Source organism: Gardnerella sp. CCPDSM (genome assembly GCF_056754715.1).
The window spans coordinates 92544-113718 of the sequence record NZ_JBQEQO010000004.1 but is presented as its reverse complement, the minus strand read 5'-3'; the positions used below and the strand labels follow the sequence as shown (position 1 = coordinate 113718).

12 protein-coding genes and 1 tRNA gene are annotated in these 21175 nt (G+C 48.7%); 3 read left to right on the top strand and 10 right to left on the bottom strand.

Annotated elements, in window-relative coordinates; all coding sequences use genetic code 11:
* Nucleotides 1–167: 167 nt before the first annotated feature.
* Both ACTJLE_RS03545 and rpoB read right to left on the bottom strand, forming a co-directional pair.
* Nucleotides 168–4187: a DNA-directed RNA polymerase subunit beta' gene (locus ACTJLE_RS03545; protein WP_481267455.1), complete on the bottom strand. Its 4020-nt coding sequence runs from the start codon at nucleotides 4185–4187 to the stop codon at nucleotides 168–170.
* Between the two features lie 118 nt (nucleotides 4188–4305).
* Complete coding sequence (gene rpoB, locus ACTJLE_RS03540; RefSeq protein WP_481267508.1) at nucleotides 4306–7854, bottom strand: DNA-directed RNA polymerase subunit beta; 3549 nt, start codon at nucleotides 7852–7854, stop codon at nucleotides 4306–4308.
* Nucleotides 7855–8154: 300 nt separating this feature from the next.
* On the opposite strand from rpoB, the gene ACTJLE_RS03535 reads away from it, so the two are divergent.
* Both ACTJLE_RS03535 and ACTJLE_RS03530 read left to right on the top strand, forming a co-directional pair.
* Entirely contained in the window at nucleotides 8155–8844 is a 690-nt protein-coding gene (locus tag ACTJLE_RS03535; protein ID WP_481267454.1) for a tRNA (cytidine(34)-2'-O)-methyltransferase, read from the top strand.
* A gap of 277 nt (nucleotides 8845–9121) precedes the next feature.
* On the top strand, nucleotides 9122–9823 hold the full coding sequence (locus ACTJLE_RS03530) for a peptide ABC transporter permease (RefSeq protein ID WP_481267453.1): 702 nt from the start codon (nucleotides 9122–9124) through the stop codon (nucleotides 9821–9823).
* A gap of 95 nt (nucleotides 9824–9918) precedes the next feature.
* Here the strand turns inward: ACTJLE_RS03530 and ACTJLE_RS03525 are convergent, their stop codons facing one another.
* From ACTJLE_RS03525 to ACTJLE_RS03495, 7 genes are all read right to left on the bottom strand, one after another.
* Nucleotides 9919–11283 (bottom strand): DUF711 family protein, encoded by a 1365-nt coding sequence (locus ACTJLE_RS03525; RefSeq protein WP_481267452.1) that lies wholly within the window; start codon nucleotides 11281–11283, stop codon nucleotides 9919–9921.
* Between the two features lie 122 nt (nucleotides 11284–11405).
* On the bottom strand, nucleotides 11406–11732 hold the full coding sequence (locus tag ACTJLE_RS03520; RefSeq protein ID WP_481267451.1) for an ACT domain-containing protein: 327 nt from the start codon (nucleotides 11730–11732) through the stop codon (nucleotides 11406–11408).
* 131 nt (nucleotides 11733–11863) lie between these two features.
* Nucleotides 11864–12877, bottom strand: a complete 1014-nt coding sequence (locus ACTJLE_RS03515) for a ribose-phosphate diphosphokinase (RefSeq protein ID WP_481267450.1) — start codon at nucleotides 12875–12877, stop codon at nucleotides 11864–11866.
* A 233-nt stretch (nucleotides 12878–13110) separates the two neighbouring features.
* Nucleotides 13111–14121, bottom strand: coding sequence for a ribokinase (locus ACTJLE_RS03510; RefSeq protein ID WP_481267449.1), 1011 nt, complete (start codon nucleotides 14119–14121; stop codon nucleotides 13111–13113).
* Nucleotides 14122–14163: 42 nt separating this feature from the next.
* Nucleotides 14164–15162 (bottom strand): DMT family transporter, encoded by a 999-nt coding sequence (locus ACTJLE_RS03505; RefSeq protein ID WP_481267448.1) that lies wholly within the window; start codon nucleotides 15160–15162, stop codon nucleotides 14164–14166.
* 152 nt (nucleotides 15163–15314) lie between these two features.
* Nucleotides 15315–15399: transfer RNA gene (locus tag ACTJLE_RS03500), tRNA-Ser, on the bottom strand.
* 391 nt (nucleotides 15400–15790) lie between these two features.
* Nucleotides 15791–17038, bottom strand: a complete 1248-nt coding sequence (locus tag ACTJLE_RS03495) for a UDP-galactopyranose/dTDP-fucopyranose mutase family protein (protein WP_481267447.1) — start codon at nucleotides 17036–17038, stop codon at nucleotides 15791–15793.
* Between the two features lie 81 nt (nucleotides 17039–17119).
* Between ACTJLE_RS03495 and ACTJLE_RS03490 the strand changes: the two genes are divergently transcribed.
* On the top strand, nucleotides 17120–19273 hold the full coding sequence (locus ACTJLE_RS03490) for a glycosyltransferase (RefSeq protein ID WP_481267446.1): 2154 nt from the start codon (nucleotides 17120–17122) through the stop codon (nucleotides 19271–19273).
* Nucleotides 19274–19801: 528 nt separating this feature from the next.
* Here ACTJLE_RS03490 and ACTJLE_RS03485 read toward each other — a convergent pair.
* Entirely contained in the window at nucleotides 19802–21127 is a 1326-nt protein-coding gene (locus ACTJLE_RS03485; RefSeq protein ID WP_481267445.1) for an ABC transporter ATP-binding protein, read from the bottom strand.
* Nucleotides 21128–21175 lie beyond the last annotated feature (48 nt).

The following is a 21175-nucleotide window of genomic DNA, read 5'->3' as shown; positions in this document are numbered from 1 at the left end:
TACGCGCTTGTAAAGTTTCTGTAGCTTTTCAGCGCGATTACGTTATTTCCTATACGCGCTTGTAAAGTTTATGTAGCTTTTACTGAATTTTTGTGACTACATCTTAATCAACAAAAAGGAGCTTCAAGCCCGAAAGCTTGAAGCCCCATTTTTATATCAGACTAGCGTCACTCAGCTTCGTCACCGTAATCGCCCTGACCGCCTTGATCATCAAGGAAGTCATCTGGATTAAAGTCGTCGCCAAGCTTCATGTCGCCGAAGTCAATGTTGGAGAAGTCAACATCAGCCATGTCGCTTTCGCCGAAGTTTGATGGCGTTCCGTCAGCACCACCCAAACCGAAGTTCGGGTAAATGGAGTCGCGCACCTGAGGATCCGGCTCAACGTTAGCGTTGCGATAACGTGCCAAACCGGTACCAGCTGGGATGAGCTTACCGATAATCACGTTCTCCTTCAAGCCCTTAAGGTCATCTTCCTTCTGGCTCAAGGCGGCTTCAGTAAGCACGCGTGTAGTCTCCTGGAAGGATGCTGCAGAAAGCCAAGAATCCGTAGCCAAAGAAGCCTTGGTAATACCCATAAGCTCTGGTCGGCCGGCAGCAGGCTTTCCGCCGTTCTTAACAGCAGCCAAGTTTGCTTCACGGAACTTTGCTTGGTCAACAAGCTCGCCAGGAAGAAGATCCGTATCGCCAGAATCAATCACCGTAATGCGGCGAAGCATCTGGTGCACAATAACCTCAATGTGCTTATCGTGAATATCAACGCCCTGAGAACGGTAAACGTTGTGCACTTCTTCCACGATATTCACCTGAGCTGCACGCGGGCCAAGAATACGCAGAATCTTCTTAGGATCCACAGAACCCTCAATCAACTGCGTACCAACCTCAACATGGTCGCCATCCTTCACAAGCATTGGAGCACGACGAGTCACAGGGTAAACGATTGGCTCAACAGTAGAGTCGTCTGGTGTCAAAGTCACCTGACGGCCGTGATCTGTATCCTCAACCTTCACAACACCTGGGAACTCAGCGATTGGAGCCTCGCCCTTAGGAGTACGAGCCTCGAAAAGCTCCGTAACACGAGGAAGACCCTGCGTAATATCGGAAGCCGAAGCAACACCACCGGAGTGGAAGGAACGAAGCGTAAGCTGCGTACCAGGCTCACCAATGGACTGTGCTGCAACAATACCAACAGCCTCACCAACGTCCACAAGTCGGCTCGTAGCCAAGGACCATCCGTAGCACTTTGCGCAAACGCCGCGCTTGGATTCGCAAGTAAGCACAGAACGCGCCTTAACTTCCTCAACGCCGTGCGCAACCAAATCGCGCAAAACGTCCATAGAAAGCGCATCGCCGCACTTTGCCAAAACTGTAGTGCCATCAGCAGGATCAACAACATCCGCAGCAAGCAAGCGCGAGTATGGACCACCATCAGCAGCCTTAACAAGCGTCAAATTGCCGTTTTCGTCGCGATCAGCAATCTTCATAACAAGACCGCGCTTAGTGCCGCAATCTTCTTCGCGAACGATTACTTCCTGCGAAACGTCCACAAGACGACGAGTCAAGTAACCAGATTCTGCCGTACGAAGTGCGGTATCTGCCAAGCCCTTACGAGCGCCGTGCTGGGAGATGAAGTACTCCAACACGGACAAGCCGTCGCGGTAGTTTGACTTAACAGGTCGAGGAATAATCTCGCCCTTAGGGTTTGCCACGAGGCCTCGCATACCAGCAATCTGACGAATCTGCATCCAGTTACCACGTGCGCCTGACTGAACCATGATGTTCACGTTGTTGTCATCATGGAAGTTTTCGCGCATTGCGTCTGCAACCTTGTCGGTGCATTCAGTCCACAAGTTGATCAATTCTTGACGACGCTCTTCGTCTGTAAGAAGACCCATGTCGTACTGAGAGTTGATTTTTGCAGCCTGATCCTCGTAATCTTGCGCAATTGCCTCGCGGTTTGGAGGAAGCACAATATCGGAGAATGCCATTGTTACGCCGGACCAAGGAGCGCGCGTAAAGCCGAGATCCTTCAAAGCGTCGAGCGTTGCTGCAACTTGCGCTGTAGAATAGCGGGTTGCGATTTCGTCGACGATCTTAGAAAGTACGCCCTTTGGCACCTGCTCGTTTACGAACGGATAGTCTACTGGCAAAGTTCCGTTGAACAAGATACGTCCGCAAGAAGTTGCGAAAAGTATAGTTCCGTCCTTAAAACGCTCTTCGCGCACAACGTCTGGGCTGCCTGGCTCAGGATCAACAACCTTAATCTCGGAAGGCTCCCAATCCTTTGGCAAAACGAAGTCTGCAGGAACGCGAATCAGCACCTTAGCTTGCATGTCAATCTCATGCTTGTCGAGAGCCATTTCAGCTTCAGCAAGCGAGGAGAAGATTCGGCCTTGACCCTTGGCTCCCTCAATTACGGTAGACAAGTAGTAAAGACCCAAAATCATATCCTGAGATGGCATTGTAACGGTGTGGCCGTCTGCTGGCTTCAAAATATTGTCGGAAGCCATCATCAAAGTGCGCGCTTCAGCTTGAGCTTCTGCAGAAAGCGGAAGATGCACTGCCATCTGGTCACCATCGAAGTCTGCGTTGAATGCTGCGCAGGCAAGTGGTGGCAGGTGGATTGCTTTACCTTCAACCAAAATTGGCTCGAATGCCTGAATACCCAAGCGGTGAAGTGTAGGTGCGCGGTTAAGAAGCACAGGATGCTCGGAAATAACTTCCTCGAGCACGCCCCAAACTTCGGAGTCGCCGCGGTCTACCAAACGCTTTGCGCTCTTCATATTCTGAGCGAAGCCCTGATCTACCAAACGCTTAATAACGAACGGCTTGAAAAGCTCCAATGCCATTGGCTTTGGCAAACCGCACTGATGCATGCGAAGGCTTGGACCAACGACGATTACGGAACGGCCGGAGTAATCAACACGCTTACCGAGCAAGTTCTGGCGGAATCGGCCTTGCTTACCCTTAAGCATGTCGGAAAGCGACTTTAATGGTCGGTTGGATGCGCCGGTTACTGGGCGTCCGCGGCGACCGTTGTCGAAGAGCGAGTCGACTGCTTCCTGAAGCATGCGCTTTTCGTTATTAAGCATGATTTCAGGAGCGCCGAGCTCAATAAGTCGCTTCAAACGGTTGTTACGGTTGATTACACGACGATACAAATCGTTCAAATCGGAAGTTGCGAAACGGCCACCGTCAAGCTGAACCATTGGTCGCAAATCTGGTGGGATTACTGGAATTACGTCCAAAACCATAGCTTCTGGCTTGTTTCCAGTAGTCAAGAATGCGTTTACAACTTTCAGTCGCTTCAAAGCGCGAGCCTTGCGCTGACCGGTTCCGTTGTCGATTTCTGCGCGAAGCTCTTCTGCTGCAGACTTCAAATCGAAGTCCTGCAAACGCTTCTTAATAGCTTCAGCACCCATGCAGCCTTCGAAGTAGTCGCCGTAGCGATCTTCCATCTCGCGCCACAAGTCAACGTCGCCTTCCATATCGCCGGCACGCAAGCCCTTGAAGCGGTCAAATACGGCGTTCAAACGCTGAATCTGCTCATCGTAACGCGTGCGAATAGCAGACATTTCGCGTTCTGCACTAGCGCGCAACTTAGATTTTGCAGCACCTTTGCCTTCGCCAGATTCTTCCAGCTCGTGCAAGTCTTCTTCAACTTTCTTTGCGCGCGCTTCGATTTCGTTATCGCGGCGCTTGCGAAGATTGCCGATTTCGGTATCGAATTCGTCTTGCAAATCTGGAAGATCTTGATGACGCTGCTCTTCATCGACTTTCGTAACCATGTAAGCTGCGAAGTAGATTACTTTTTCAAGATCCTTAGGTGCAATGTCGAGCAAGTAGCCCAAACGGCTTGGCACACCTTTGAAGAACCAAATGTGCGTCACCGGAGCTGCAAGCTCAATATGACCCATGCGTTCGCGGCGAACGCGGCTGCGCGTAACTTCTACGCCGCATCGCTCGCACACGATTCCCTTAAAGCGCACGCGCTTATACTTACCGCACGCGCACTCCCAGTCGCGAGTTGGACCGAAGATCTGCTCACCGAACAGACCGTCCTTCTCTGGCTTTAGGGTACGGTAATTAATGGTTTCTGGCTTCTTTACTTCGCCGTGGCTCCAGCTACGGATATCTTCGGCGGTTGCCAGTCCAATCCTCAATTTGTCAAATGCGTTGACGTCCAGCACTCTTATCGTCCTGTCTCATGAAATTGTTTTCTAATGTTTCTTAATTTCTTAAAGTGTGTTCGTTACCGAATCAGTTACTGAATCAATTAGCAAATCAGTTACTGAATCGGTTACAGAATCACTGGTATTCAGGTTCAACAGCAATCTGGTCTTCCTTGGCGGACGAATCTGGTCGAGCGCCAATATTGAAGCCAAGATCGTCGGAAGATGAAACTGGGTCGTCCTCTTCATCCTTCATGTCGATTGCAACGCCTTCAGCGTTCAGCACTTCAACATTAAGGGAAAGCGACTGCATTTCCTTAAGCAACACCTTGAAGGATTCAGGAATGCCAGCTGGTGGCAGGTTATCGCCCTTGACGATAGCACCGTACACGCGCACGCGGCCGTCGACGTCATCAGACTTCGTGGTCATCATTTCGTGCAATGTGTAAGCAGCGCCGTAAGCCTCGAGCGCCCACACTTCCATTTCGCCGAAGCGCTGGCCGCCGAACTGTGCCTTACCACCCAACGGCTGCTGGGTAATCATGGAGTAAGGACCAGTGGAACGCGCGTGAATCTTATCATCAACCAAGTGATGCAGCTTCAAAATGTACATGTAGCCCACAGAAATTGGCTTCGGGAATGGCTCGCCAGTGCGGCCATCGAACAAAGTTGCCTTACCGTCTGGGCCAACAAGCTTGTCGCCGTCGCGATTTGCGAGGGTTGTAGAAAGCAAGCCCTTCAAAGTTTCTGGGCGAACGCCGTCGAATACTGGAGTTGCAACTGGAGTGCATGGATCGCCATGCTCAGCGCCCTGCGGCACGTACTTCTTCCAAGCTGCTTCCAAATCTGGATCCAAGTTAATATCCCAGCCAGCGTGAGCAATCCAACCCAAGTGAAGCTCGAGCACCTGGCCCAAGTTCATTCGAGAAGGCACGCCCAACGGGTTAAGCATGATGTCAACTGGAGTACCATCAGCTAAGAATGGCATATCTTCTTCTGGCAAAATGCGGGAAATAACACCCTTGTTGCCGTGGCGGCCGGAAAGCTTATCGCCTTGCGTAATCTTACGATGCTGAGCGATGTAGACGCGAATCATTTGGTTCACGCCGTTTGGAAGCTCGTCGCCGTCGTCTTCAGCGTCTTCGCGAGTGATTTCCTTAACTGCAATCACAGTACCGGTTTCGCCGTGTGGCACGCGCAAAGAAGTATCGCGCACTTCGCGGCTCTTTTCGCCGAAGATTGCACGGAGCAAACGCTCTTCTGGAGTAAGCTCGGTTTCGCCCTTAGGAGTTACCTTACCAACCAAAATGTCGCCGGCTTCAACTTCAGCACCGATGCGAATAATGCCGCGCTCGTCAAGATTTGCAATCGCATCTTCGCCAACGTTTGGCAAATCGCGAGTAATCTCTTCGGAACCAAGCTTAGTTTCGCGAGCGTCGATTTCGTATTCTTCAATATGAATAGAAGAAAGCGTATCGTCTTGCACAAGACGCTGGGAAATAATCACAGCATCCTCGTAGTTGTAACCGTTCCAAGGCATAAACGCAACGAGCAAATTCTTACCCAATGCAAGTTCGCCCTTTTCGGTTGCAGGACCGTCTGCCAAAACAGTACCAGCTTCAACGCGTTCGCCGTCTTTAATAAGCGGCACTTGGTTGTAGCAAGTAGTTTGGTTAGAACGCTGGAACTTGGAAAGCTTGTAGCTTGACTGAGTTCCATCGTCGTTCATAACGCGAATAATATCTGCAGAAACGTAGGTTACTACGCCCGGCTTTTCTGCCAAAATTACGTCGCCAGAATCAACTGCTGCACGCCATTCGGAGCCGGTACCAACAAGTGGTCGCTCGGACTTAATAAGCGGCACAGCCTGACGCTGCATGTTCGTACCCATCAATGCACGGTGGCCTTCGTCGTGCTCCAAGAATGGAATCAAGGAAGCGCCGAGGGAAACCATCTGGCGTGGGGAAACGTCCATGTAGTCAACAGTGCTTACAGGCACATCGACTGCTTCTTCTTCGTCCACGCGAGCAAGTGCTTGAGTGCCTACGAAGTTGCCGTTTTCGTCGAGTTCCTGGTTTGCCTGAGCAATAACGTGCTCGGCTTCGCGGTCTGCAGTCATATATTCGACTTCGTTAGTTACGTGACCGTTAATAACCTTGCGGTATGGGGTTTCGATGAAGCCGAATGGGTTGATGCGTCCGAAGGTTGCCAAAGAACCGATAAGACCGATGTTTGGACCTTCTGGGGATTCGATTGGGCACATACGTCCGAAGTGGGATGGGTGCACGTCTCGAACTTCCATGGAAGCGCGATCGCGAGAAAGACCACCAGGGCCGAGTGCGGAAAGACGACGCTTGTTCGTAACGCCTGCCAAAGGATTGTTTTGATCCATAAACTGGCTGAGCTGGGAAGTTCCGAAGAATTCCTTAATTGTTGCGTTTACTGGGCGAATGTTGATTAAGGACTGCGGAGTAATTGCTTCTGCATCCTGGGTTGTCATACGTTCGCGCACAACGCGCTCCATGCGGCTTAAGCCGGTACGAAGCTGATTTTGCACAAGCTCGCCAACCTGACGAATACGACGGTTGCCGAAATGATCAATATCGTCAACGTCAACACGCAACTGCACGTCTTGACCGTCGCGCTTACCTGGGAAGGTTTTTTCGCCTGCGTGTAAGGTTACCAAATATTTGATAGTGGCGATAATATCTTCGCGGTTCAAGCTGCGATCGCCGTAGTCAGCTTCAAGACCAAGCTTGCGGTTGATCTTGTAGCGGCCGACTCGCGCCAAATCGTAACGCTTTGTGTTGAAGTAGAAGGAGTCGAGAAGATTGCGGCCAGCTTCTGGAGTTGCAGTATCAGCTGGGCGAATCTTACGATACAAGTCGGTAAGTGCATCGTCTTGCGTATCGATAGGCTCTTTTGCGAGCGCATCCAAAACAAGTGGATATCCTTGGAAAGCATCGGCAATTTCGTCTTTCGTCATGCCAATAGCCATAAGGAATACGATTGCGGACTGCTTGCGCTTGCGGTCAACGCGAACGCCTAAAACGTCGCGCTTGTCGATCTCAAATTCCAACCATGCGCCGCGGCTTGGGATAATCTTCGCACCGAAAACATCCTTGTCGGAAGTGCGATCTTGCGTACGGTCGAAGTACACGCCTGGGGAGCGCACAAGCTGAGAAACGATTACTCGCTCGGTGCCGCCAATAATGAAGGTGCCGTGAGGAGTTTGGAGTGGGAAATCACCCATGAAAACGGTCTGGCTCTTAATTTCGCCAGTTTCGCCGTTTTCAAACTCAGCGTTCACATAAAGTGGAGCAGAATAGGTGTAATCCTTTTCCTTGCACTCAAGCACAGTGTGGCGTGGTTCTTCAAAGTATGGATCGGAGAATGTGAGGCTCATCGTCTCAGCAAAGTTCTCGATTGGGGAAATCTCCTGGAAGACTTCGTCAAGACCGGAAACATGAGGCACGGTGTGAGTTCCGTTTGCTTCATCTTCGGCAACGCGCTTCTTCCAGCGTTCAGAGCCGATCAACCAATCAAAGCTGTCGGTTTGTACGCCGAGGAGGTATGGCACATCAATAGGCTCACAAATGGAGCCAAAATTCACACGATCTGACGCTTTGTGCAGCTTAATATCATGCTCGTCAGCACGTGCGATGACTTTCGTGGTGCTCGTCATAGCTTGTTCAGCAGCCAATGGACGTTCCTTTATCACTCGCTAGTTAATTAATTCAATATTTGAAAACTAAAGAAAATCGCGGCAAATTTGGTGCTTATTTAAGCATATTGTAATTCGCGGGCGCCTTCTTCGGTTCCATGAGCATGCCCGCTATATGACACACCTTACACAGTCTGTCCACTCTACCAAAAACCCCAGACTTCCCTATCAATAAAAAGAGTAATGTGCAAGTTGCGAGTAAACTAAATACGTTACGACTACGAAGTTACGTAAGGAATATTTAAAAAGCTAAGGAATAGCATGAATAACAGCGAGAATCCGCAAGAAGCAAAAGCAAAAACCGAAGAGCAAGCTAACGCACACAAAGCAGCCGCAAGCCGCGTAGAGCAAATGTACGAGTACGGGTACCGCAAGTCCAACTACGGCCCGGACGAGCTCGTAACCGACGCTCACGGAAATCCGATTAGCGTTATGGACGCAATGCTCAGCGCCGACGATGCTGCGCGCGCAGAAACGCATACCCCTCATCTTTGCTTCTACTCCCCTCGTATTCCGGGAAATACAGGTTCCGCAATTCGTCTTTGCGCTGTAACTGGCACGATTTTGCACTTGGTTGAGCCGCTCGGTTTTAATTTGCACGATACTAAGTTGCGTCGCGCAGGCTTGGATTATCACGATATGGCTCACGTTGTTTTGCATCCGAATTTTGAGAATTTGGTTGAGTCGATGCCGAATTCGCGAATTATTGCGTTTACTGCGAATGCTACGAAACTTTACACCGAAATTGAGTATAAGCCGAACGATATTCTGCTTTTTGGCCCAGAACCAGGAGATATTCCGGATCCGATGGATGTTATGGCAGGCCCGCATGTTGCAGAGCAGGTTCGTCTTCCAATGCGACCTTCGCTTCGTAGTTTGAATCTTACGAATTGCGCTTCTATTGCAGTGTACGAAGCGTGGAGGCAGCTCGGTTTCGCCGGCGGCGAGTGAGCTCATCAAACGATGCATTACAATAGTAATTATGTTTATGCCAGACGGGATTCTACGCAAGCTGCGTAAAAAAGTGAGCGAAATAAAGGCTCGTAAGCCAATGCGTACTCCCGCGCGCAAAATCGCGAAGTTGGCGACGTCGCTTAAGAAAAATATTAAAAGCAAAATTTCAAGCAAGCCCGCAAGCGATTTAACGCATAAACTCAAAAGCAAGCTTGCACAAAAGCCCGCGCGCAAGCCGTCTATCAAGCCGTCTCGCAAACAGTCTCGCAACAATATGAGCGCAGCTCGACGCAGAATGTACCTCCGCCGCCGCATTGCAGTAGGCACAGCCCTGTTGCTAATTCTTGCGATTGCAATATTTTGCGTTATTAGTTTATGCAAAGGTTTTGTTGCGATTGGCGGCGCTATTGCTGGTCACGAAGTTAATATTTCGCGTAAAGCTGTGCCAGATCCTCGCCCTGTTGGCTTAACGCCTCGTTGTTCTGCTAGAAATATTCGACTTGAGCTTTCCACGAGTTCTCAAAATGTTCCGATGGGCGGAAGTGTTGAGATTACAGAGCGATTTGTTTATGACGGAAATTCTTCATGCCTTATTGACGCGTCTAATATAAACGCTGTGCTCACTGTAAATACTAGCGACGAAGCTACTAACAGCAAGGACGATTCGCAAAATAAGGATGCGAAAAATCAAACCGATTCAGTAGATACTAAGGACGCAAGTAAAAGTAACGATTCGCTATCTCACGCTGTGTGGCGATCTGATAAGTGCGAAGATGTGCCTTTGAATCCTTTGCTTATGGCTAAGGGCGATCATTTTGAGAAGAAAGTTACTTGGAATACAAATTCTAATTCCGGCAAAGGTTGCGTTGCGGATGAGGATTTGCCTAAGGTGGATCGCGGCATATACGTTATTCAGCTTCAACATAAGCGCGTTCCGGGATTGCATAGCGATCCTTTGCTAATAAACGTTAAGTAGGGTTCGCGCGTTAATTTCTGTTTTTGCTAGTTTTTGGAACATTTGCCGGAGATTTTCCAGCGTTTATTTCCACGCGCAAAGAAAACGCTGATTCCCTAGTTCTTAAAGCTGTGAACAGGCGCCGGAATACGCCCACCGCGCGTAACGAAAGCCTCGCAACTGGTCTGATTCACCGGCATAATCGGCGCGTAACCCATCAATCCGCCGAAGTTAGCCATCTCGCCAACGCCCTTGCCAATCACAGGAATAATGCGCACTGCAGTAGTTTTCTGATTAATCATGCCGATTGCTGATTCGTCCGCAATCATTCCGGAAATCGTCGCAGCGGAAGTATCTCCCGGAATCGCAATCATATCGAGGCCTACAGAGCACACGCAAGTCATTGCTTCAAGCTTTTCAATCGTCAAGCAGCCGGATTTCGCAGCCGCAATCATATTCGCGTCTTCCGAAACAGGTATAAACGCTCCGGAAAGTCCGCCAACGTAACTGCTGGCCATAATTCCGCCCTTCTTCACCTGATCGTTCAGCATTGCGAGCGCAGCAGTCGTGCCAGGAGCTCCAACCTGTTCCAAACCAATCTTCTCAAGCACTTCGCCAACGGAATCGCCAACTGCAGGCGTTGGCGCAAGCGACAAATCAATAATTCCAAACGGCACTCCAAGCCTGCGCGAAGCTTCTTGCGCAACCAACTGCCCAACTCGCGTAATCTTAAACGCAGTACGCTTAATCGTTTCGCACAGGAAAGCAAAGTCTTTGCCGCGAGCAGCGTCCAACGCGCACGACACAACGCCAGGTCCGGAAACGCCAACGTTAATCACAGCATCGCCTTCAGTAACGCCGTGGAAGCCGCCTGCCATAAACGGATTATCGTCCGGAGCGTTGCAAAAAGCCACAAACTTAACGCATCCGTAAGAATCTTTGCTAGCAGTCGCCTCTGCAATCTTCTTAACCGTGCGCCCAAGCAGCTCCACGCAATCCATGTCGATTCCGGTTCTAGTTGAGCCAACGTTCACAGACGAGCACACAATTTCCGTCTCGCTTAAAGCTTGCGGAAGCGACTCAATAAGCATGCGGTCAGATGCGGTCATCGACTTTGCAGGAAGCGCGGAATATCCGCCGATTAAATCAACTCCAACCGTGTGTGCTGCCCTGTCTAACGCGTGCGCAATTTGCACAAAATCTTCAGGCTTTTTGCAAGCCGACGCACCAACAAGCGAAATTGGAGTTACGGTAATGCGCTTGTTTACAATCGGAATGCCGTAATCGCGCGAAATATCGTTGCCAGTTTTGACGAGATCTTTTGCAAGACGCGTAATTTTCGCCTCAACATTGCGACAAACATCTTGCAGGTTTTCCGAAGCACAGTCGAGCAGGTTAATTCCCATTGTGATTGTGCGAACGTCGAGCTGTTCTTGCTCAATCATCGAATTGGTTTCGCTTACTTCCATCAAGTTGAGCATGGCACACTTCCTTACGTTTACTTAGATTGCTACGGTTTCGCTATTGTTTCGCTACGAATTTTCAAAAAGATTTCTACGAGTTTTAATTAGTTTTAACGAGTTTTATGCAATATTTCTACGAGTTAGATTCTGTGCATTGCTGTAAAAATATTGCTACGCTGGCAGCGAATACGCACGCCAATCTCGGCACCAAGCGACTCTAATCCGTCGGCAAATTCGCCAAATTCGCAGTCCATAGTTTCCACGTCAACAATCATCATCATATTGAAGAATCCGTCGACAATGGTTTGAGAAATATTCAAAATATTTACATTATGATTGGCTGCGTGCGAAGTAACTTTCGCAATAATACCGACGGCATCGCATCCAACAACAGTGATAATCGCCTTAGAAGCGTCGCCTTTATAAAGCGATTCTTGATTTTCTGCAACTGTAGTATTGGCGACCATATTTGCCTCCTGCTGTTGTGAAACCGCTTATGCGGATTTGCTTTGCTTTATTTTATATTTTTGCGTGAATTTAGATTTATTCGTAAGGTTTACGAAAAATCTAAGTTTTTACGTAAATTTTTACGTAACTTTTATGCGTAAATATTATGCTGCTTCATATCTTCCGGAAGCGCGTTGCGAAGCGAAACAAGCGATCCAGAACGGAACACAGAACGAATACCGGCGGCAAGAAGAGGCGCAATCGAAAGCACTGTCATATTATCAAGTCGCTTTTCTTCCGGCACAGGAACCGTATCCGTCACAATAATTTCGCGCACATCCGCATCCTTCAAGCGCTCAATAGCAGGACCGGAAAGCAAAGCGTGCGTTGCAACCAAAGTAACAGACTTAGCGCCAGCCTCACGCAAAGTGCGCACAGCTTCGCAAATCGTGCCTGCAGTATCGATCATATCGTCAACAACAATGCAATCACGACCCTGAATTTCACCGATAATACCGTGAGCTTCAGCGTGATTTGGACGCGTAATATCGCGAGTTTTATGAATAAAAGCAAGAGGCAAATCGCCAAGTTTTGCAGCCCACTGTTCGGAAACTTTAATACGGCCAGCATCCGGAGAAACAATAGTTGCGTTGTCGAGCTTCATAGAGTTTCGCACGTAGTCAATCAGCACAGGCATAGCAGTTAAATGGTCAACCGGGCCGTCAAAGAAGCCCTGCTCCTGAGTGGCGTGCATGTCAACCGTCAAAATTCTGGTAGCACCTGCAGCGCGGAACAAATCAAACATAAGACGCGCCGTAATAGGCTCGCGACCCTGATGCTTTTTATCCTGGCGCGAATAACCAAAGAACGGCGCAACAACGTTAATACTGCGAGCAGAAGCGCGGCGCAAGGAATCAACCATAAGAAGCTGTTCCATAATCCAATTGTTAATAGGATTCGTATGCGCTTGAAGCACAAAAACATCCGCTCCACGAACCGGCTGCGTAAAGCGCACGTACATTTCGCCATTCGCAAAATCGTAGGCAGTTGTCTCAAGCACATCAATACCAAGATATTGCGCAGTTTCTTGAGCAAGTTCCGGATACGCACGACCCGTAACCAGCATCATCTGCTTTTTTGGATTGCCTTCAAGAATTGTTGACATAATTGCCTTCCCGTTTGCAAATTGCATGTACAGTGACAGAGTCGATTTCTATTTTAGCAGTCGCCGCGCCGGAAGAGACACAACCGGTGAGTTACGCATAAATTGCGCGAAATTAAGCAGATAAATTAATTAATTAGTTACTTAATTAGTTAATTAGTTACTTAATTAGTTACTTAATTAGTTAATTAGTTACTTAATTAGTTAATTAGTTACTTAATTAATTACTTAATTAATTACTTAGCAAAATACGCGCGAATTTCGTCCGCAGTTCCGTAAGAAGCTTGCGCACCGAAGCGAGTTGCAGCATACGCAGAAACGTAAGACGCGAGCGCTGCAGCATCCGGCAACGACATTGAAGCAGCCAATCCAGCCAAAACCGTGCCCATAAAAGCATCGCCGCAGCCGGTTGTGTCCTGAGCTTTAACGCGCTGAGCGGAAATGCGGCAAGCAGGATCTTCTTCAGCGTACTCCAACACCACAGAGCCTTCGCCGCCCAAAGTCACAACAGCTTCGTCAAAACCAAAATCATGCATAACTTCAGCAGCATGCTTCCAATCAAAAGCATCCCAATTGCCATCTTCTGGCTCATCAATATTAAGCAACTGAGCCATCTCATGCTCATTCACAAGCAAAATGTCAGCCGCATCAATCAGCTCCTTCGGCAAAGTAGGCACAAAAGGAGAATTGTTAAGCAAAACTTTTACGCCAGCCGCGTGAGCCATCTTCGCAGCAGCAGTAACAGTTTCCATCGGGCTTTCCAAGCAAAGCCCAAGCACACGAGCGCTAGTCAAAGCGTCCTTAACGGACTCAACATACGAAACCGTAACGTGCGCGTTAGAACCAGGCGCGTAAACAATCGTATTTTCGCCGCCCTTAGCGTCAACCGTAATAACCGTAGCACCGCTAGGAGTGTTGTCGACGTGCAAAATATTAGTGGTGTCAACGCCGGCATTGTTCAATGAATTAAGCAAAAAGTCGGCATTTTTATCACTGCCGACTGCGCCAAACATGCGCACGTGCGCGCCAATTTTTGCCGCAGAAACAGCCTGATTTCCGGACTTTCCTCCAGGAAGAACCTTAAGATCGCCACCGTTAACTGTTTCGCCTGGTTTTGGAAGACGGTCGGCAACAATCGTGTAGTCGGCGTTCATTGAGCCGACCACCGCAATCGCAGAATTTGCGCAGTCGGCGGCTTTCACTTTTTCTAATACATCCAGCGACTCTAAAGTACCTTGGTAGCGCATCAAAATTCCTTTCTTTGTTTGGTTTTTATTTTATAGCCTAAGTCAGTCAGTACGCTTGCACAGCAGAACCATCATTATGAAGATAAGTCCGAAGCCCACGAAATCTGCCCACGAAAAAACAGCGCCCGTAAACAGCACTGCCGTAATCGCAGCAGTAACCGGCTCGCTCGCGCCAAGAAGCGTTCCTCGCACGGAACCCACGCGCATAATACCCTCAAGAAACAGCCAGTACGCACCAAAAGTTCCTGCAACAACCGTAAAAGTAAACAGCAAAAGCGCGCGCCAATCAAGCGGCGGCATAGTCTCCCACGGACGCACAAACGGAAGCATAATCAGCCCCGAAATAATAAAAGTAATGCCGTTTACAGTAAGATTTCCCCATTTTGCAATCAACTTCACCGGCATAATCGCGAGCGCCGCCGTTGAAGCAGCGTCCGCCAAGCCCCAAAGCAAGCCCATAATCGGCAACGATAGCGAAGAAAGATTTCCGCCGGTTGCCATTAAAGCAGTTCCTGCAAAAGCTAGCACAACGCCAATCGTCTCGCGCATAGTTGGCACGCGGCGAGTGTGCAAGCACGCGTAAACCAGCACGAACAGAAGATTAAGGCTTTGAAGAACAGTTGCAGTTCCGGAATTAGTCCAGTCGATTGTGCACAAATACGAAACTTGCGTAAGAAGCACGCAAACTATGCCCGTAACCGCCATCGAAATCCACGTGCGACCGGATTTGATTGCTCCAGTAAGCTTTTTCGGCGTGCATGCTGCGGCGGTTACGCTGAATAATATGCCGGCTGCGATTTGGCGAACACACGCAATTTGCAGAGGAGATACGTGATACGTCGACATGAGGATTTTCGAAACTGTTGCGTTTGCACCCCAGAATGCACCACCTAAAAGAGTGAGCAAAATGCCGATGAGTATTGCGTTTGTTGAGTGGTTGAATGCTGGATTAGGGCGATCCGGCGTGCTTGCTATTGCTTTTGCGGCGGCTTTTGAAGTGTCGAAAGTTTTAGAGCCAGTTTGCAAATTAAGCTTAGACATATCAGATTCACCTCGCATCCCCAACACAAGCAATCATGCAGTAATTATTGCACGCGCGCCCAACTAATATTGCACGCACGCAAACGGTGTAAGCAGCATAACTTGGAAAACAAAAAGCTCCCGGCGCTAAATCAGCGCCGGAAGCTCAAGCGCGGAGAATACGAGATTCGAACTCGTGAGGCTGTTACACCAACACGCTTTCCAAGCGTGCGCCATAGACCACTAGGCGAATTCTCCAAACTGCTAACTTAGCAAGTAAATAACCCGCTAAGCAAACAACTTAAATAGAATACCACGAATCTAAGATATTGCAAACTCGCGCGCGCCGCGACCTTTTTTGGTGACACTGGTGCAGTACGCTTTCTGCACCCGTGTCCCATTCTGGCGGTTTAGAGACACTCGCGCAGTACGCTTTCTGCATCCGTGTCCGATTCTGGCGGTTTAGAGACACTCGCGCAGTACGTTTTCTGCACCCGTGTCCCATTCTGCCAGTTTTCAGACACTCACGCAGATTGCGTTCTGCGTTAGGGTCTGATTTTGCCTATCTTCGGACACTCGCGCAGTACGTTTTCTGCATCCGTGTCCCTGATTACCGCTTTAACGCGCGCCGCGGCGGCGAAAGTTGAGATTACTTAAGTAGCGGAGCCACTTGCGATTCGTAAGCGCGCAAAGCCATATCGATCACGTTATGCATATCGTAATAGCTGTAAGTTCCCAAGCGCCCTCCGAAAACCGTGCGCGGTTCAGCCGCCGCAAGCTCCGCATAGCGAGCATACAAAGCTTTATCTGCATCAGTATTCACAGGATAGTAAGGCTCGTCCTCGCGAGTTGCAGCGCGCGAATACTCCTGCCACACCACAGTCTCGCCGGCTTTCACGCTCTTTCCAGGCACGAAATCAGCCGAATCACCAGAATCCTCGCCAGCCTCGCCGCCAACTTCCTCACGCTCCGGATTAAAGTTCTTAAACTCAATCGCGCGCGTAAACGGCACATCAGCATCCGAATAGTTCATAACTGGGCAGCCAAAGTGGTCACTTTCCTCGTAACGCACTTCCTTAAAGTCCACGGTTCGCCACTTCAACTCGCCAAGCGCATAGTCAAAATACCTATCAACCGGGCCGGTATAAACCACCGGCACTCCAGCCTCCGCCAACGCGCGCTTATTAAACGGCTGCGACTCGTCGAAGAAGTCCACGCCAAGCGACACGTGAATTCTAGGATCGTCAATCATACGCTGCATCCAAGCAGTGTAGCCGTCCGCAGGCAAGCCTTCCCAAGTATCTTTAAAGTAGCGATTATTGTAGTTAAATCGCACCGGCAAGCGCTTAATAATTCCAGCCGGAAGCTCGGAAGGATCCGTCTGCCACTGCTTTGCCGTGTAGTTTTTAATAAACGCTTCGTACAAAGGTCGCCCAATTAAGCTAATTCCCTTATCGTTCAAATTTTGCGGATCTTTGCCAGCCAACTCCCCTGCTTGGCTTGCAATCAGCACCTTCGCTTCTTCCGGCGTGTAGTGCGCGTGGAAGAATTGGTTAATCGTGCCCAAGTTGATTGGCAGCGGATAAACTTCGCCGTCGTGCGTTGCGTACACGCGATGCACGTAGTTAGTAAACGACGTAAAACGATTCACATAATCCCACACGCGCTTGTTGCTTGTGTGGAAAAGATGCGCGCCATACTTGTGAATTTCGATTCCCGTGCGCTCGTCAAAATACGAGTAGGCATTGCCGCCAATATGATTTCGAACGTCAATAATTTCAACGCGAGCGCCCGCGTGCTCCACTGCTTGCTGAGCTACAGTTAAGCCGAACAATCCTGCGCCAACAACTACTAAATCTGGGTAAGTTGTATTTTGGGAGATTGCTGCTTGCGTCATGTTATTTACCTTTCGTAATTTCGGTTGTTTTGCGCACAATACATATTAAGAATAGGCTTAAGCGTATATATAATGTCTAGTATGACTAAGGCAACGAGTGCAGATAAGCAAAATACGCAAGAAACGCAAGATAAGCAGGATATTAGTAACGCAAATAGTAACGCAAATAGTAACGCAAGTAACAGCAACGAAAGCTGGGAAGTTGTAAATCGCGTTGTTTACCCGGTAAAAGATGCGGAAATTACTATGCCGCTTTACGTAATTCCGTGGCACCGTTCCTACTTGCAGCGCACTGTGCTCGATCCTCGTATGAATACGCGCGCAATCGATATAAATAATTTGAATCTTACTGATTTTAAGAAGCTTCTTGCAGACACTAGCAGTCATCTGCCAAACGTTGAGACTCAAGGCGTTTGCGCTGTTCTTTCGCGCAACTCACTTCGCGTCGATTCCGGAAAGCACGTGTCTCTTTGCACTTTCTTTAACGCTTTTCCTGCGAGCTATTGGCAGCATTGGACGCGCGTAAAAACTGTTAAGTTTACTGCTCGCGTTGAGGGCGAAGGCGAGCTGCAGCTTATGCGCTCGACTGGTCGCGGTCTTACGTATCCGGTTCAAAAGTTTGAGTTTGATTCAGCCAATCAAACAAATCAGCCAGCGCAAGTTATTAGCTACGAAATTCCTATGGCAGGTCTTGCAGACGGCGGATATTTTTGGTTTGATGCGAAAGCAAGTGATTCCAGCTGCTTTACTGTTAGCGATGCTGAGTGGAGCGTGCCGTGCGCAAATAAAGTGCAATTTAGTAGCGTAACAAGTACAGACAGCAAACAGCAGCAGTCAAATAGCACTTTTTCTATTGCTATTACTACGTTTAATCGCCCTTCATACTGCCACAATCAGCTGAAGGCAATAGCAGAGAACAAGGCACTTCGCGCGCGACTTGACACAATTTATTGCACGGATCAGGGCACGGATTTAGTGAAGAATCAGCCTGGATTTAATGAAACAAGCGCGAATCTTGGCAGCCAGCTTACCTACATTCAGCAGGCTAATTTAGGCGGTTCCGGCGGATTCTCGCGAGGCATGTTTGAAACGCTTAAAGCCGGCAAAAGCAGCTACACTATGCTTCTTGACGACGACGCAATTAGCGAAACCGAGTGCATTCTTCGCGCGCTTCAGTTTGCCGACTACACAATTAAGCCAGCCATTATTGGCGGTGGCATGCTTCATTTGGACAATCGCACGGTACTTTACACTCAAGGCGAGCGTTTCACGCGCAACAATGTGTGGATGAAGCCTTCGCAGAATCTTGATTACAATCACGATTTTGCAGCGATTACTTTGCAAGATTGCCCGGAGCGTCACCAGAGAATTGACACGGATTATAACGGTTGGTGGATGAGTCTTATTCCGACTGCGATTATGAAGGAAATTGGTCTTTCGCTTCCTGTGTTTATTAAGTTTGATGATACTGAGTATTCGATTAGGGCGCTTGAGCACGGGTATCACACGATTTGCCTGCCGGGAGTGGCGGTTTGGCATCAGGCTTGGCACGATAAGGATCCTTCGCGCACTTGGGAAGAGTACTTCTTCCAGCGCAATCGTTGGATTTGCGGACTGCTTCATTGCACTCAGCCGAGTTTGCGTTTTGCGATTGAGATGCTTAGAAGCGATTTGGCTTCCGGCTTAAAACTTGCGTATTCTGCTATGCAATTGCATCATATGGGATTGCAGGATATTTTGCGCGGTCCGCAATATATTGTTGATTCGATGCCGCAAAAGCTTGGTGAGGTTCGTAAAGCGCGCCAAGCGTTTAGTGACACGCAGCCAGTAAGCGATGAGGCGATTATTAGTGAGGTTTTGCGCGAGCATATAAGTCCGTTTAGTGCGCATGATGCTAAGGCTTTGCGTAAGACGCAGAAGCGCGCTACGATTAAGGCTTTGTTTGCTCACGAAAAGCACGCGAAGAATCCTCAAGCAGAGGTTGCGATTCCAGCGCAAGACGTTTCTTGGCCGTCGTTTGTGGGAGTTAATACTGCAATTGTTACGGCTCCAGATGGCACTACGCTGAATCTTTTCCAGCGAGATAGTAAGTTATTCCGTAAAATGTTGCGCACGGACGCATTTTTGGCGTTAAAAATGTTGCGTAAGTGGAAGAAGCTGTCTAGAGAGTATCGCGCTTACGATATGGCTAGCTTCGAAACTTGGGATCAAATCTTTCGCGCTGCTAATAAGTAACAGTGATATTTGACCACATTTGCCGGGACTTTTCCGGCAAATGTTTCTTCGCTTTGCAGTAATGCTTCTGCGAACGTCGATTACTTGTTGCTCGAAGAACACTAACATTATTGCTGCCGCACACATCACGCCAGGCACACATACCACACCCAACCAACAGTTTTGTTTTGCGACTTTATTGTACGAATACCAGTGTGGTAGAGATTTGAGATTTTTCGCACTGAACGAAGGCGGACGTCAGAGCCGCAGGCTGCTGACAAGCCGAGCGAAGAAGAAAAATCGAAAAATCTCTGCGATTGAATGAGGTTATTAATGTTTAGCACGCAGAGTTTGGGGAATTTCTCTACGAGCAATAAAAGAGGACTGAGGAAGCTACATTCTTTTAAGAACAAAGCAGACAGTAAAGTCTTTAACAGCCAGAGCGACGAAGGACGGGAACTTGCGAGGAGAGAAATTCCCCAAAACTCGCGCCACATTAAGGAGAATCCCCCGGAACTCGCGCCACAATAAACAAGAAGCATCTACTACTTAAGCTGCAGAATCAGAAACCTGCTTAATCATCATCGCGCGATCGCTTAACAAAGCATAGTCACGATTACGACTATCCCTAATCACGAACGTGCAAGCATTCGCATCCACCGCCACAGCAAGCAAATCCGTGTAGTCGTCTTCAGTTGGGCTAGGCGTGCGCAAGGACGTAAACAGCGTAAACTCGCCATTGTTAAACAAGTTCAATGGCATTTCAAAATACACTGTTTGATGCCCGCGCTTTTGCATTTTCAGAACTTTGGAGCCGGTATCGTAAGTAATTCCGCCGCGCCGAATATCGTGCAAAGCAATCGCCAAGTAAAAGTCACCTGGCTCGTCGTACTGGTATTCAACAGCGAAACGGAATGTGTCACTGCTCTTGTAAATCTTGTCTTCCAAAGCATAGGTTCTAAGCAGCGGACACTTTTCATTCAAGCCCTGCGCGTATTGCACTTTTCCATGCCCATTGCCAAGCTTCTGCTTCTGCATCAGCTTATTCTGCTTTTCGCGCTCTGCCTCAATATTTGCCAAAGTGTATTGATCCGCCACGGACTCAGTGTTTCCAATCGCCGCCACTTCCCCGTCGCTAATCATCATTGCGCGCGTGCAATATCGCTTCACAGCGTTCATATCGTGCGTAACAAGAATAACGGTTTTCGTTGAATCCTTGCGAATGTCCGTAAAGAAAGCGTCGCATTTGCGCTGGAAAGCTTCGTCGCCAACGGCCAAAACTTCGTCAAGAACTAAAATGTCTCCCTGCGCTTTAATTGCCACAGAAAATGCCAAGCGCACTTGCATGCCCGAAGAGTAATTTTTTAACTTTTGATCCATAAAGTCTTCAAGCTCAGCAAATTCCACAATATCGTCGTACATTGCGTCAATTTCTGCGCGCGTAAAACCGAGTAGCGCTCCGTTAAGATACACGTTTTCGCGGCCGGTAAGCTCCGGGTTAAAGCCCACGCCAAGCTCAATAAACGGCACAAGCTTGCCTTTTACTTTTACACTTCCGGTATTTGGATAGTAGATTTGCGAAATAATTTTTAGGAGGGTTGATTTGCCGCCGCCGTTTCGCCCGACAATTCCGAAGAATTCGCCGCGATGCACGTCAAAACTTATGTCTTTAAGAACGTTTTGGATTTTGTAGCCTTTAATGCCTTTTGTGAGATTTATAAACGCTTGCTTTAGTCCGGTTGCTTGCTCGGTTGGTAGTTTAAAATATTTTCCTACGTGATTTACGGATAAAACAATATCGTCGTCTCGCGCGTCGTCTCGCGCGTCGCCTAGCTCCGCTTCTCGCACTTCCGCTTCTTCTTGCAAGTTACTCATAAATTCCACTTCCCGTCATAACTACCGTAAAATTTTTCGTAAATTTAG